The following is a 13344-nucleotide window of genomic DNA, read 5'->3' as shown; positions in this document are numbered from 1 at the left end:
CCGATCTTCGACCTGGTCGACTACGGCGTGGTCGGCGACCTCTTCGACGTCGTCCCCGCCCTGACCGAAGAGGTCAACACCCGCAAGGGCTGACCACTTTCAGCAGCACACCAGCATCACCTGGAGTGGCGGAGGGCCGAGGTCAGGTCGTCGAGGTGCCGGGCGACCGGGCCCAGGGTCAGCAGACCGCTGCCTGCCCCCGCCAACTCCGCTGCCGCTGGGGTGAGTTCGGCACGGGCTCGCTCCATCGTCTCCCGGTCGCCGACGGCGATCGCCGCCCGCCCCGCCAGGCACCACAGGGCTTCGAGCAGCAGATCGCGGGGCGGGTCCGGAAGCAGACGCAACGCCTTCGCCGCCTCGTCGCGGCGGTCCTGGGACAGCAGGACGAAGGGGCGGGCCCAGGGTTCGTAGGGTCCCCAGTCCGTGCTCTCGTCCAGCCCCCGACCTGCCCCGATCGGTTCGTGTGCCCCGGCCGGGGCCGGCCGGCCGTGGCGCAGGCACAGCAGGGCGAGCGGCAGCAGGCCGTGCTCCAGGCCGGGCATGCCCGCGCCGTCCAGTCGCTCCGCGGCCTTCCGGTAGGCGGCCTCGGCTGCGGGGGCCGGGCCGGTCGCGGCGAGCCGCAGCGCCGCGTACCACTGGGTGAACACGCCCACCAGCGGCAGTTCGTGACGCTCCGCCAGGAGATCCGCTGCCGCCGCGTGACCGTCGGCGCCCGGGAGGTCCGCGAGGGCACTGCGGGACTGGAGACGGATGAGGTGGCCCAGGACCTCGTAGGTGGCGAGCCCGTGCCTCGTGGACAGGGTCACGAGTTCGGCGCCGATCGCGTCCCGCTCTGCCGCCAGACCCGTGCGGTGGAAGGTCTGCATGAACAGCCCGTTGAGGGCGAACGCGAGGAGTGCAGGGTCGTCGAGACGCCGGGCGATCTCCTCGGCCTGCTTGGCGGACTGCGGCCCGCGTGCCGACCGGGTGCCGCGTGACTCCAGGGCGATGGTGGCGAGCAGGCGGGCTCGCGCCGCCGGATGCGCGTCGGGCCGGAGCGCGGCCAGGGTGCGTTCGGCCGCCGCCACGACCTGCGCGGCCTGGGGCGGGTCGTCGACGCGGGTCCAGATCGCCGGGACGTCGTACGCGCCGATCACGCGCGCCGTGAGCTCCGCGTCGCCCAGTTCCTCCGCCGCCTCGATGGCGGCCATCCGGTGTTCGCGGGCCGCCGCGAGGCCACCGCCGCCCGTCACCGCGAGGTTGCGCAGCAGGCTCACCGTCGAATCCAGCCTGGCGCGGGCTCCTGACGCCACGGTCCGGTCGTAGGCGGTGGCGGCCCGTGCCCACACCCGGCCCGCCGCGTCACCGGCCCCGGACGACGCGGGGTCGAGGTGGCGGGCCTGGCCGAGGATGTCCGCCTCCAGGTGGCGAAGGCCCGGGCCGGGATCCACACCGAGCTGCTCGACCAGGAGCGCGCGGGCCCGGCGCAGGACCGCGAGCGCGTCGCCCTGGCGGCCGGTGCGGTAGAGCGCGAGAGCGAGGAGCCGCCAGGCGTCCTCGCGCCAGGGGTGCTCGGCCACATGCGCGTCGAGATCCGGCACCGCGTCGGCGGCGCGCCCCAGGGCCAGGCGCGCCTCGGCCCGGCGTTCGACGGCGTGCAGGCGCAGCTCGCCCAGGCGGGAGCGCTCGGCGCGGGCCCAGGCCTCGTCGGTGAACTCGGCGTAGGCGGGGCCGCGCCACCACCCGAGCGCCTCCTCCAGGCGGTCGAGGGCCTGCTGCGGGGGCAGGGTCGCGGCGTCGGCCACTGTCTGCTCGAAGCGCCAGGCGTCCACCGTCCCGGGGTCGGCGCGCAGGGCGTACCCCGGGCCCTCAGTGACGAGCAGCCGGGCGGGTGTGCGGGGCGGGCGCTCCGGCTCCAGGGCGCGGCGCAGCGCGGCCACGAAGGTGCGTACCGTCCCGGTCGCGTCCTGGGGCGGGTCCGTCCACAGGTCGTCGACGAGGCGGGCGACCGGGACGACACGGCGGCGGGCGACGATCAGCCGGGCGAGGACCGCGCGGTGCCGTGGCCCCTTCAGCGCGACGGCGTCGCCCACACCGTCCCAGGCGGCCACCGGCCCGAGCACCCCGAACGCGACCCGCACGCCTGACCGCCCTTTCCGTTCGTTCCGTCCGCCCGGTCCATGGGCATCGTCCCTGGTCACGGTAGCGCGCTCATTGGATGCTCATCGGCGCCCGGCAGGCTCGGAAGCACCTGTTCCGACATCACCGAAGGACCGCCACCATGACCCCTGCCATCGAGAACTTCAGCTACCGGCGCGTGCCCGTCACGGAGGGCTCGGAGGCGTCGGAGGGCGTCTCGCTGAACGTGGCCGTCGGCGGCTCGGGCCCGCCGCTCGTGCTGCTGCACGGTTTCCCGCAGACCCATCTGATGTGGCGGCACGTCGCCGCCGACCTCGCCGTGGGCCACACGGTGATCTGCCCGGACCTGCGGGGTTACGGGGCGAGCGACAAGCCCGCGGAGACCGACGGCAGCACGTATTCCAAGCGGACCATGGCCGCCGATATCGTCGCCGTGGCCCGCGCGCTCGGCCACGACCGTTTCGCCCTGGCCGGGCACGACCGCGGCGCTCTGGTCGCCTTCCGCGCCGGGCTCGACCACCCCGACGCGATCACGCACCTGGCCTGCCTCGACGTGCTGCCCACGCTGGACATGTGGGACGTGATGCACGGCGTCACCGCCGCCGTCGGTTTCCACCTGTATCTGATGGCCCAACCCCCGGGCCTGCCCGAGCAGTTGATCGCCGCCGCCCCGGACGCGTTCTTCGGTCACTTCCTCGACATCTGGACGAACGACCCGCGGGCTGCCCCCGCCGACGTACGCGCCGCCTACCTGGACGCCTGTCGCGCCGCCGTGCCCTCCATCGTGGCCGACTACCGCGCCTCCGCCGGTGTCGACGTCGAGCACGACCGGGCCGACCGGGACACCGGCAGCACGCTGCGGATGCCGGTCGCCGTGCTCCAGCAGGACTGGGGCGCCGCGCTCGGCTTCGACGCGGCGGCGCTGTGGGGCGCCTGGGCACCGGACCTGCGGCACACCGCTGTGACCTGCGGCCACTTCATGGCGGAGGAGGCGCCCGCCGAGATCGCCGCCGCGCTGCGGGACCTCCTCTCCCGTCCCGCGTAAATGCGTTGGAGTCGGCCCGCCCTGCCGCATAGCGTCTCCTGGTCGACAGATCACCGGCGCTTTCGCTCACGTCCATGTGCGCACGGAGCGCCCTGGGAAGCCAGTTGCGGAAGTGGAGTCACGGTGGAGCACAACGGGTGGGCCGACGAACGGTACGGGGCGGTCGCGGACGCCTTCTCGCGGAACTTCGCCGACTCCGGTGAACTCGGCGCGTCCGTCGCGGTGTTCGTCGACGGGCGTCAGGTCGTCGACCTGTGGGGCGGCATCGCGGACGAGCGGACCGGGCGCCCCTGGGACGAGCACACCGTCGTCCCGGTCTTCTCCTGCGCGAAGGGCGTCGTCAGCGTCTGCGTCCATCTCCTCGCCCAGGAGGGCCGCCTGGACCTCGACGCCCCGATCGCCTCACACTGGCCGGAGTTCGCCCGCGGCGGCAAGGAGGCCATCACGCCGCGCATGATCCTCGCGCACCGCGCCGGACTGCCCGTCCTGGACCGCACCCTGAGCTTCGACGAGATCACCGCGTGGACGCCGGTGGTCCACGCGGTCGAGGAGCAGGAGCCGCTCTGGGAGCCGGGTGCCGCCCACGAGTACCACGGGCACACCTTCGGCTTCGTGCTCGGCGAGCTGATCCGCCGCGTCACCGGCCTCACCCCTGGCGCGTACTTCCGTCGGGCCATCGGCGACGGCCTCGGCCTGCGGACCTGGATCGGCCTGCCCGACGAGGAGGTCGCCCACCTGGCCCGGCTCGTCGAGGCCGAGGGCCGACCGGGAAACCCCGACCCCGAGTCCCTGGTCATGCGGATCGTGACGATGAACGGGGCCCTCGCCTTCCCCGGTCTCGACGTGCCGCACGGCTGGAACGACCCGGCGCTGCTGCGCGCCGAGATCCCCGGCGCGGGCGCGGTGTCGTCGGCACGCTCACTGGCGACGCTGTACGCGGCCGCGGCTACGGGAGTCGACGGCTCGGCGCGACTGCTCACCCGGGAGACGGTGACCGACGCGCTGCGCGAACTCACCGCGGGCTCCTCCTGGTCGGGCTTCCCTGACCTGGGTGCCCGCTGGGGTTCGGGCTTCCTGCTCGACGCCCCGCGGTTCCGGCCGATGCTGGGCGCGCGCAGCTTCGGCAACGACGGCTCGGGGGGTCAGTTCGCCTTCGGGGACGACGAGTTCGGGGTGGGCTTCGCCTACACCGCGAACCGCATGATCGGCCATGGCGACGCCCGGTCCGCGCGGCTCATCGGTGCGGTCAGGGAGTGCTTGTCGGCAGCGTGAACCACCGGTCTCGCACGTAGTCATCGGCTCGCACGTAGAGGTCCTGCACCGGTCGGCCCGCTGTGGCGTTCGGCTCGTCGGCCGTGCAGAACCCACCCATGTCCGGTATGCCGGAAAGAGGCCCACGCCTGCCGATCCCGGTCATGCGTATGCTCACCGACTCGGCTCGGAAATCTGTTCGCGGATTTCTGTTATCTCCATACACCCACGCGATCTCCCAGGTGTAAGGCCAGAACGTGCCGACGAAGAAAGCGAGTGAGGCAGCCCATGATCGGTGATCACGATCCTCTGGTGACGGCGGCGCAGACCGGGGACCAGCAGGCGCAGGACGAGCTGGTGGCCGGGTACCTGCCGCTGGTCTACAACATCGTCGGGCGTGCGCTCGACGGCCATGCCGACGTCGACGACGTCGTGCAGGAGACCATGCTGCGGGCGCTCGCCGGCCTGGCGACGCTGCGCGACCCGGCGAGCTTCCGGTCCTGGCTCGTGGCCATCGCCATGAACGAGATACGCAGGCACTGGCAGCAGCGCGCGTCCGGCCAGAAGAGCCCGGGCCCGCTGGACGAGGCGCACGACGTCGCGGACCCCGGCGCCGACTTCGTCGACCTGACGATCATCCGGCTCGGTCTGGTGGGGCAGCGCCGTGAGGTGGCCGAGGCCACCCGCTGGCTGGACACCGACGACCGCGCGCTCCTGTCGCTGTGGTGGCTCGAGGTCTCCGGTGAGCTGACCCGGGCGGAGGTCGCCTCCGCCATGGAGCTGCCCGCGCAGCACGCCGCGGTCCGGGTGCAGCGGATGAAGACGCAGCTGGAGACGGCCCGGATCGTGGTCCGCGCGCTGGCCGCGGCGCCCCGGTGCCCGTACCTGAGCGACGTGGTGGCCCCGTGGGACGGCACGCCTTCCGCCCTCTGGCGCAAGCGCCTGGCCCGGCACGTCCGCGACTGCGCGATGTGCTCGGACCACGGCGCGGGCCTGGTGCTCGCCGAGCGCCTCCTGGTGGGCCTCGCACTGGTGCCGCTGTCCGCCGCCCTGGCCGCCCCCGGTGCGATACGCGCGGTGAGCGCGGCCGACGCGCACCACCTGGCGGCCGACGCACCGCACCTGTCCACCGGCGGACATCCCACGGCGCCGGACGCGTACGAGATATCCGGCTCCCGGAGCGCCCCGGCGAGACACGCGGCCAAGCGCCACCGGGTGCCGCGCAAGGGCCGCACGGTGGCCGCAGGGGTCGCCGCGCTCGTCGTCGCGACCGGGGTCATCTACTCGGCCACGCGCCCCTCGGACGACGAACAGACGGAAGCACAGACGCTGACCGCCTCGCAGCCGCCGTCTCCGGAGGCTCCGTCCACCACGGCCTCCACCCCCAGCAAGTCCCCCTCCGCCTCGCCGAGCCGAAAGCGGAAGCCGTCCCCCAAGGCCACGCCGTCGAAGACCAAGGCGCCGAAGCCGAAGGCGACCCCGAAGCCCACCCGCACCAGCACCGCACCCAAGGCCCCGCAGGCACCGCAGGCCCCGGCAGGCAACTCGTACAGCGCCGAGGTCACGCGGCTCGTCAACGCCGAGCGCGCCAAGAGCGGCTGCGGCCCGGTGACCCTCAACAGCAAGCTGGGCAACGCGGCGCAGGGCCACTCCGACGACATGGCCGAGCGCGACTTCTTCGACCACACGAACCCCGACGGCAAGGACCCCGGCGACCGGGTCACGGCGGCCGGCTACAAGTGGACCACCTACGGGGAGAACATCGCCGCAGGTCAGCGCAGTCCGTCCGCGGTGATGGACTCCTGGATGAACAGCTCGGGGCACCGCGCCAACATCCTCAACTGCTCCTTCAAGGAGATCGGCGTCGGCTATCGGCAGGGCAGCGGCGGCCCCTGGTGGACGCAGAACTTCGGCGCACGGTGACGTGACGCGCCGACGCGCGCGGGCGTCCTTGTTCGAATAGCGTGAAGCCAACAGGAAACCGCCGGAACTGGAGGCCTCGCGATGGCTGCGTACCCGGAAGGCACGCCATGCTGGGCGGACGCGATGTTCCCCGACGTGGCGGCCGCGAAGAGCTTCTACGGCGAGCTGCTCGGCTGGACGTTCGACTCCGGTTCGGAGGAGTTCGGCGGCTACACGCAGGCACGCTCGGACGGCAGGGCCGTGGCCGCGGTCGTCCCGCAGATGCAGGGCATGGACGGCCCCGCCGCCTGGAACCTCTACTTCGCGTCGCCGGACGCCGCCGCGACGGCCGCGAAGATCCGTGACAACGGCGGGACCCTCGCCATGGAGCCGACGCAGGTCGGCGAGTTCGGCACCATGGTGACCGCCCAGGAGCCGAGCGGCGCGTACTTCAGCGTCTGGCAGCCCGGCACCCACCAGGGCTTCGAGAAGACCGGCGAGTCCGGCGCGTACTGCTGGGCGGAGCTCACCACGCGGGACCCGGCGGCGACGGACGCGTTCCTGCCCTCCGTGTTCCCCTTCACCACGCAGCGGATGGACGTCGACGACGTCGACTACCGCGTCTTCCAGGTCGGCGGGCAGCCGGTGCTCGGCCGCCTCAAGATGACCGGGGACTTCCCGCCGGACGTCCCGCCGTTCTTCAACGTCCACTTCGCCGTGGACAACTGTGACGCCGCGATCGTCACCGTCACCAAGCTCGGCGGCCATCTGCTCTTCGGCCCGATGGACAGCCCCTTCGGCCGCTTCGCCACGGTCGCCGACCAGCAGGGCGCCACCTTCAGCATCATCGACCTGACCAGCACGGAGGGCGAGATGCCCACGTTCTCCTGAGGCGGCCCGAAGCGGACCGAGGCGGCCTGCCACGGGCTTGAAGCGGGCCTACGGCGCCCGGGAGAACGCACGGCGGTAGGACCGGGGTGGCACGCCCCGGCGGCGTACGAACTGCTCGCGCAGGACGGCCGCGCTGCCGTACCCGACCCGGCGGGCGATCTCCTCCACCGGCAGGTCCGTGGTCTCCAGGAGTTCCTCGGCACTGCTCAGCCGCAGATTGACCAGCCAGGCGTGCGGGGTGGTGCCGGTCGCCGCGCTGAAGCGGCGGGCGAAGGAGCGCCTGCTCATCAGGGCGCGGCGGGCCAGCTCCGAGACCGGCAGCGGCTCGTGGAGATGCTCGCGGGCCCAGACGAGCACCTCGGTGAGCCGGTCGTCCCGGCAGTCCTCCGGGACAGGCGCGGCGAGGTACTGGGCCTGGCCGCCGTCGCGGTGGGAGGGCAGGACGAGGTCCCGGGCGATGGTGTTGGCCGTCGCCGCGCCGTACTCACGTCGGAGCAGATGCAGGCTGAGGTCGAAGCCCGCGGCCGCTCCCGCGCCCGTGACGACCTGCCCTTCGTCGATGTACAGGGCCTCGGCCTCGACGGTGACCTCAGGATACCGGCTCGCGAGAAGCTCGGCGAAACGCCAGTGGGTGGTGGCGCGCCGCCCGTCGAGCAGCCCCGCCGCGGCCAGGGCGAACGCGCCGACGCAGTGCCCCGCGACCAGGCCGCCCCGCTCGTGAGCGGCGGTGAACGCGTCGAGCACCGCGGGCGCGGGCGGCGTACGGAAGTCGGCCCAGGGCAGGGCGATCACGAGGTCGGCGGAGGCGAGCCGCTCCAGGCCGTGCTCCACGGTGATCGGCACCCCGGCGTCGGAGCGGACCCGCCCCGGCCGGTCGGTGCACAGGGCGAAGTCGAAGCGCGGCAGACCAGGGCCCCGCTCGTCGAACACCTCGGAGACGATGCCGGCGCCGAGGATGCCGACGCCCGTCGGGGCGTAGGCGGCGATGGTCACGAAAGGCGGCATGCGGCAGTGTGGCACGTTTCCTGCGATCAGTGGCAGAAGGGCCACTCGTTGCCTCGCCTTCCGCCCGGAAGACTCATGGGCATGACGAACGCACCGACAGACGCCCCGCTCGGCCAGAGCGCCACGTACACGATCCTCACCACCGGCTACACGGGCTCCACCGGCCCCGGAGTCGCCGCCACCGTCTCCTACATCCGCGACGCGGACCGGCACGTGATCGTCGATCCGGGCATGGTGGCGAGCAGGAGCCGGATCCTGGACCCGCTGGCGGAACTCGGCCTCGGCCCGGACGACATCACCGACGTGGTGCTGAGCCACCACCACCCGGACAACACCATGAACGTGGGCCTGTTCGGCAACGCCCGGGTCCACGACCACAAGGCGATCTACGAGAACGACCAGTGGACCGACCGGGACGCCGAGGGCTTCGAACTCGCCCCGTCCCTGCGGCTGATCCGCACGCCGGGCCACAGCCGCGAGGACATCACGCTGCTCGCGGGCACCGCCGAGGGCACGATCGCCTTCGTGGGCGACCTGTGGTGGCGGCCGAACGGCCCGGTCGACGACCCGGTCTCCCCCGACCGGACGACGCTGCGGACGTCACGGCTGCGGGTGCTCGCCACCGCCGATGTGATCGTGCCGGGTCACGGCGGCGCGTTCAAGGCCGACGAGACGGCGCCGGTCTAGGCGACATGACCGCCCCCACGTGCCCGGCCACGCTCGGCGGGCCGTGTCGCGGCTCGTCAGTCGACGCCGGAGAGCAGGAAGCCGGCGATCAGCAGGCCGAAGCTCACCAGCGCGAACACGAAGACGGACAGCAGGGGAATCCAGCCGATGAGTCCCTCGCGGATGGTGCGCCCGGCCTTGAGGCGGCCTTGCGGGCGGTTCACCTCGGTCCGCACGCCCAGGCGTTCGGCGGCCCGGTCCGACACGATGACGCCCGCGCCCGGCTCCCGGTGCCGCAGGGCCCAGCGCACCAGGGTGTCGATGGTCTCGTCGCTGCCCGCGAGCTTGTTGAGGATGATCCGCACGCCGTGCGCGTCGGTGAGGATGAGCCGGTCGTCGGTCCTGACCTGCCCCGGCACCTCCAGGCGGCCGACCTTGGTGAGCCGGGCGAGGTCGACGGTGCGCCGTCCGGCCAGGGTGCGGGCGGACAGCAGGTCGCCGTCGTGCGGGCGGGCGCCCCAGCCCATGTGGGCGTAGGCGGCCACCAGGCCGCTGACGGCGCACGAGACGAGGTTCAGGAGCAGGAATCCGTCGTCGATCAGCCGGGCCCGGATCAGCAGCACGGTCACCACCAGCAGCCCGGGTGGCGTCAGGAGGGCGACGAGGTCGGCGATGCGCCGCCCTGTTCGTCCCTGTCCGCGGAATATCTCCGCGGGTGCGGCGGAGTCAGGGGGCGTTCCGGGGGCGTTGATCGTCACGGCGGTGACGCTATCGTGTGCGGCTCGCCCGGTGACGGGCGCCTCAGGGCCGCTCCCCGCCGGAGCCCGATTCCCTTACCGGAGCGGTGATGTGGGGGCATCGCACGGCTCTCGGCACGAAGTCCATGCCGGTCTCCTCCGCCATCGCGGCGAAGAACTTCCGGCCGTCGGCGGACTGCCGCGAGGTGGACCACGCGTAGGCGGGCCAGGGGTCCGTGGCGCGGTGGAGGGCCTCACGGCCCAGGCCCATGCGCTGCCAGGGACCCGCGATCGCGATGGTGCTGACGTGGGCGGCGCGGCACGCGTGACACACCTGGTAGTCCAGGTGCCCGATGTCCCGGCCGTCGCCGTCGAGGAGCGTGATGACCTGACAGCCCGCCGCCACCGTCGCCGGGGCGCATCGGTAGGTGACCGCCTGCGGGCAGGGAGGAGGCGGTCTTCGGAACTTCACCGCGGTGCCGCTCTCGCGCGGGCTGCCGGGTGGCGACAGACGACTTCGTCGGCGTCGTCGGCTTCATCGGCGCGTGACATTGCGAGCACACTAGCCACGCGAGAGGGCACCCGTATATCCCTGTACCGGGTGGCCTCTGCTCCCGGGAGGGGGCGCGTTGTCGTGCCCGGAGGAGCGCACAGGGCGGCCGTCACACCGGTTGCCGCGGTTCCATCAGCCGGGCCAGCAGGTCGTCCAGGCTGACCAGGCCGGTCAGCCGCCCCGATTCGTCGCAGAGCACGGCGAGCGAGGCGCGGCGGCGGCGCAGCTCCTCGACGGCGTGGGCGAGGGTGTCGTCCGCGGCGAGCTCCGGGACGGGGCGCGCCAGTTCACGGGCGGTCAGGGCACGGCTGCGGGCGCGGGCCACCAGCGCGTCACGCGCGTGCACCGAGCCGAGGACGGTGGCGCCGTCCCTGACGAGCAGCCGGGTGCGGTCGCTCGCCGCGGCCACCTCGAGGACCTCGTCGATGCTCGCGTCGGCCGGTACGGAGGTGATCTGCGCGGCCGCGGTCTGGAGGTCGCCGACAGCGGTCAGCGGCGCGGTGAGCGAGGTGGTGATGAGGCCGGAGTCGACGTCGCTGATCAGGCCCAGCCGCCCCGACTCCGCGACCAGGTGGGCGAGTTGCTCGCGGTTGTGCACGGACGTGAGCTCGTCGCGCGGTGTGACCTTGCACAGCCGTACGAGCGCGTTGCTGACCTTGTTGAGGAGGGTGAGCAGCGGGCGCACCACCTTGACCACGGCCCGGAAGGGCGGGGTGAGCAGCATCGCCGAGCGCTCGGGGTGGGCGATGGCCCAGGACTTGGGGGCCATCTCGCCGAGGACCATGTGCAGGAACACCACGACGATCATGGCGAGCGCGAAGGCGATGCCGTAACTCAGCCCTGCGGGCAGGCCCAGCTTGGCCAGGAGCGGGTCGAGTTCGTGGGAGATCGCGGGCTTGGAGACCGACCCGAGCCCCAACGTGCAGACGGTGATGCCCAGTTGGGCCCCGGCGAGCATCAGGGACAGTTCCCGCATGCCCGCGAGGGCGGACTTGGCGCCGCGCTGCCCGGCGGCGACCGCACGCTCCACGCGGTGCCGTTTGGCGGCGACGAGCGCGAACTCCGCGGCGACGAAGAAGCCGCTGGCGACCAGCAGCAGGACGGTGACGAGGAGGGCCAGGGGGAAGCTCACGCGGAGGCCTCCTCGGCGGCCGGCGCCGCCGCCGCGGGCAGGCGCTCGATCCGTACGCGTTCAGGGACGTGGCGGTCGAGGCCGAGTACGGCGACGGCGACGTGGCTGCCGTCGGGCAGCTCCACGGTGAGTCGGTCGCCGATGGCCGGGAAGCGGCCGAGCCGGTCGACGATCAGCCCGGCCACGGTGTCGTAGTCGTCCTCCTCGGGCAGGTCGATGCCGGTCGCGTCGGCCACCTCGTCCAGTCGGCGGCCCGCGTCGACGAACCAGCCCGCGCCGTCGGCGACGGCGAGTTCGACGACGGTGTCGGATTCGTCGGCGATGTCCCCGACGAGCTCCTCGGCGATGTCCTCATACGTCACGATGCCCGCCACGCCCCCGTGTTCGTCTAGGACGACGGCGAACTCGTCGTCCCGCTCGCGCATCTGCGCCACCGCACCCGGCAGCAGGAGGGGGCGGCGGGCCTGTTCGCCCGCCGTGGTGCGGTCGAAGCGGACGGCGGGCAGCCGCATCAGTTCGCGCACCCCGAGGACGCCCGCGACGTCGTCCGGGTGGTCGCCCATGACGGGGTAGTTCGAGTGCCCGTACCGGGCGATGAGCCGCACGGCCTCCTCCGCCGTGGCGTCCTTGCGCACGAACGCGACGTCCGCCCGCGGCACCATGACCTCGTCCAGGGTGCGCTCGGAGAACTCCAGTGCGTGGTCGAGGAGTTCGGCGCTCTCGCGCGGCAGCTGACCGTGCTCGTGGGATTCGCCGATGAGGTGGCTGAGCTCTTCGAGCGTGGCTCCGTGATGCAACTCCTCGACGGGCTCGATGCCGATGCGGCGCAGCAGCCGGTTGGCCGCCCCGTCGAAGACACGGACGACCGGGCCGACGACCTTCAGATACACCAGCGTGGAGGCGGCGAGGGACTTCGCCAGCCGGTCGGGGACGGCGAGCGCGAGGTTCTTGGGAGCGAGCTCGCCGAGGACCATCTGGAGCACGGTGGCGACGACGAAGCCGAGGACCACGGAGAGGGCGGAGACGACGCCGTCCGAGAGGCCGGTGCCGTCCAGGGCGGGCTTCAGGAGCCCGGACACGGACGGCTCGGCGAGGAAGCCGACGACCAGGCCGGTGACGGTGATGCCGAGCTGGGCACCCGACAGCATGAACGAGAGCCGCCCCAGGACCTGCACGGCGCGGGCCGCCCGCCGATCCCCCGCTTCCACCTCGCGGGCGAGAGCGAGGCGGTCCGCGGCCACGTACGCGAACTCCTGCGCGACGAAGTAGCCGGTGCCCGCGGTCAGGACGAGGACGGCGAGCAGACCGAGGACGGCGGACAGCAACAGGGGCTCCGTTCCGACGAGGGACTTGCCGGTCATTCTCGGCGCGGCCCGGGCGTCCCGCCACGTCAGACGGTGTGCCCGGCCGTACACCGGGAGGCCGTACAACGACAGTGGGTGTAGAAGTACACCTCACTTCTACACCCACTGTAAAAGAATCGCAAAGTGGTCGCTGCTGACGCGCGTGGAGGGTCAGTCGGTGATGGTGACGCAGGGCAGGCCCACGCTGTCGCCGCCGCGGAAGCCTTCCGCGCAGAGCCGGGTGCCCGCGGGGAAGTGGCGCTGCGGGTAGGCCTGGTCCCGGTAGGTCCTGAACGCGTCGACGTCCTCCACCTTGGTGTTGGCGCTCCAGCCGTTGGTGGTCCAGACACGCGCGCTGATGCGGTGCGGTTGGTTGGTGTTGATCACCGACACCTCGACCCTGCCGAGGTAGGTGCCGCTGTCGTACGTCTCGATACAGACCGCGTTGTTGCACCACTTGCCGTCGGCCACCGCGGGCGGACCCGCGACGATGACACAGCCCAGCGCGGCGGCCATGGCCCCGATCCCCGCGGCGATCTTCCTGGTGATGTCGTGCATGATGAGTGACCCTCAAGCCTTCTTCGTCGCCCCGCGCCAAGGGCACGGGTGCTCGTTCTGTCGGTACGTGCCGTGAGGGCCGGGCCGTTCGGCAGTCCCGGAAGGGCCTGGCCCCGGCAGACCAACGCGAGGCAAGATCATCG

12 protein-coding genes are annotated in these 13344 nt (G+C 72.7%); 5 read left to right on the top strand and 7 right to left on the bottom strand.

The genetic code is table 11. The features are described from left to right. Window positions 1-116: 116 nt before the first annotated feature. Window positions 117-2120: a BTAD domain-containing putative transcriptional regulator gene (locus AB0E78_RS40625; protein ID WP_361844351.1), complete on the bottom strand. Its 2004-nt coding sequence runs from the start codon at window positions 2118-2120 to the stop codon at window positions 117-119. 140 nt (window positions 2121-2260) lie between these two features. On the opposite strand from AB0E78_RS40625, the gene AB0E78_RS40620 reads away from it, so the two are divergent. The 4 genes from AB0E78_RS40620 to AB0E78_RS40605 all read left to right on the top strand — a co-directional run bounded on the left by AB0E78_RS40620 (window position 2261) and on the right by AB0E78_RS40605 (window position 7207). Next, the gene (locus tag AB0E78_RS40620) at window positions 2261-3163 is read left to right on the top strand and encodes an alpha/beta hydrolase (RefSeq protein ID WP_361844348.1); all 903 of its coding nucleotides are present in this window, start codon (window positions 2261-2263) and stop codon (window positions 3161-3163) included. 123 nt (window positions 3164-3286) lie between these two features. Further along, window positions 3287-4435, top strand: coding sequence for a serine hydrolase domain-containing protein (locus AB0E78_RS40615; protein WP_361844346.1), 1149 nt, complete (start codon window positions 3287-3289; stop codon window positions 4433-4435). Between the two features lie 267 nt (window positions 4436-4702). Next, window positions 4703-6337 carry a sigma-70 family RNA polymerase sigma factor gene (locus AB0E78_RS40610; RefSeq protein WP_361844343.1) on the top strand — a complete coding sequence of 545 codons (1635 nt, stop codon included), beginning with the start codon at window positions 4703-4705 and terminating at the stop codon, window positions 6335-6337. A gap of 81 nt (window positions 6338-6418) precedes the next feature. Then, window positions 6419-7207, top strand: coding sequence for a VOC family protein (locus tag AB0E78_RS40605; protein WP_361844341.1), 789 nt, complete (start codon window positions 6419-6421; stop codon window positions 7205-7207). A 48-nt stretch (window positions 7208-7255) separates the two neighbouring features. Here the strand turns inward: AB0E78_RS40605 and AB0E78_RS40600 are convergent, their stop codons facing one another. Beyond that, complete coding sequence (locus tag AB0E78_RS40600) at window positions 7256-8212, bottom strand: helix-turn-helix domain-containing protein (RefSeq protein WP_361844339.1); 957 nt, start codon at window positions 8210-8212, stop codon at window positions 7256-7258. 81 nt (window positions 8213-8293) lie between these two features. Between AB0E78_RS40600 and AB0E78_RS40595 the strand changes: the two genes are divergently transcribed. Then, a complete protein-coding gene (locus AB0E78_RS40595; protein WP_361844336.1) occupies window positions 8294-8899 on the top strand; it encodes an MBL fold metallo-hydrolase in 606 nt (201 codons plus the stop codon). Between the two features lie 56 nt (window positions 8900-8955). Here the strand turns inward: AB0E78_RS40595 and AB0E78_RS40590 are convergent, their stop codons facing one another. From AB0E78_RS40590 to AB0E78_RS40570, 5 genes are all read right to left on the bottom strand, one after another. Beyond that, window positions 8956-9636 carry a hypothetical protein gene (locus AB0E78_RS40590; RefSeq protein WP_361844334.1) on the bottom strand — a complete coding sequence of 227 codons (681 nt, stop codon included), beginning with the start codon at window positions 9634-9636 and terminating at the stop codon, window positions 8956-8958. Window positions 9637-9679: 43 nt separating this feature from the next. Further along, a complete protein-coding gene (locus AB0E78_RS40585) occupies window positions 9680-10087 on the bottom strand; it encodes an N-acetyltransferase (RefSeq protein WP_361844331.1) in 408 nt (135 codons plus the stop codon). 190 nt (window positions 10088-10277) lie between these two features. After that, complete coding sequence (locus AB0E78_RS40580; protein ID WP_361844329.1) at window positions 10278-11300, bottom strand: hemolysin family protein; 1023 nt, start codon at window positions 11298-11300, stop codon at window positions 10278-10280. After that, on the bottom strand, window positions 11297-12622 hold the full coding sequence (locus AB0E78_RS40575) for a hemolysin family protein (RefSeq protein WP_361844363.1): 1326 nt from the start codon (window positions 12620-12622) through the stop codon (window positions 11297-11299). The genes AB0E78_RS40580 and AB0E78_RS40575 overlap by 4 nt, the downstream gene beginning before the upstream one ends. A 192-nt stretch (window positions 12623-12814) precedes the next feature. Then, window positions 12815-13201 carry a hypothetical protein gene (locus AB0E78_RS40570; RefSeq protein WP_361844327.1) on the bottom strand — a complete coding sequence of 129 codons (387 nt, stop codon included), beginning with the start codon at window positions 13199-13201 and terminating at the stop codon, window positions 12815-12817. Window positions 13202-13344 lie beyond the last annotated feature (143 nt).

This window comes from Streptomyces sp. NPDC032198, from assembly GCF_040636975.1.
In the GTDB taxonomy this organism is placed as follows: Bacteria; Actinomycetota; Actinomycetes; order Streptomycetales; family Streptomycetaceae; genus Streptomyces.
This window is presented reverse-complemented; position numbering and strand designations above follow the sequence as displayed.

Excerpts from the sequence above, each read along its gene's own strand:
- AB0E78_RS40620 (WP_361844348.1), top strand. The coding sequence starts at position 2,261 with ATGACCCCTGCCATCGAGAACTTCAGCTACCGGCGCGTGCCCGTCACG.
- AB0E78_RS40610 (WP_361844343.1), top strand. The coding sequence starts at position 4,703 with ATGATCGGTGATCACGATCCTCTGGTGACGGCGGCGCAGACCGGGGAC.
- AB0E78_RS40605 (WP_361844341.1), top strand. The coding sequence starts at position 6,419 with ATGGCTGCGTACCCGGAAGGCACGCCATGCTGGGCGGACGCGATGTTC.
- AB0E78_RS40600 (WP_361844339.1), bottom strand. The coding sequence starts at position 8,212 with ATGCCGCCTTTCGTGACCATCGCCGCCTACGCCCCGACGGGCGTCGGC.
- AB0E78_RS40595 (WP_361844336.1), top strand. The coding sequence starts at position 8,294 with ATGACGAACGCACCGACAGACGCCCCGCTCGGCCAGAGCGCCACGTAC.
- AB0E78_RS40570 (WP_361844327.1), bottom strand. The coding sequence starts at position 13,201 with ATGCACGACATCACCAGGAAGATCGCCGCGGGGATCGGGGCCATGGCC.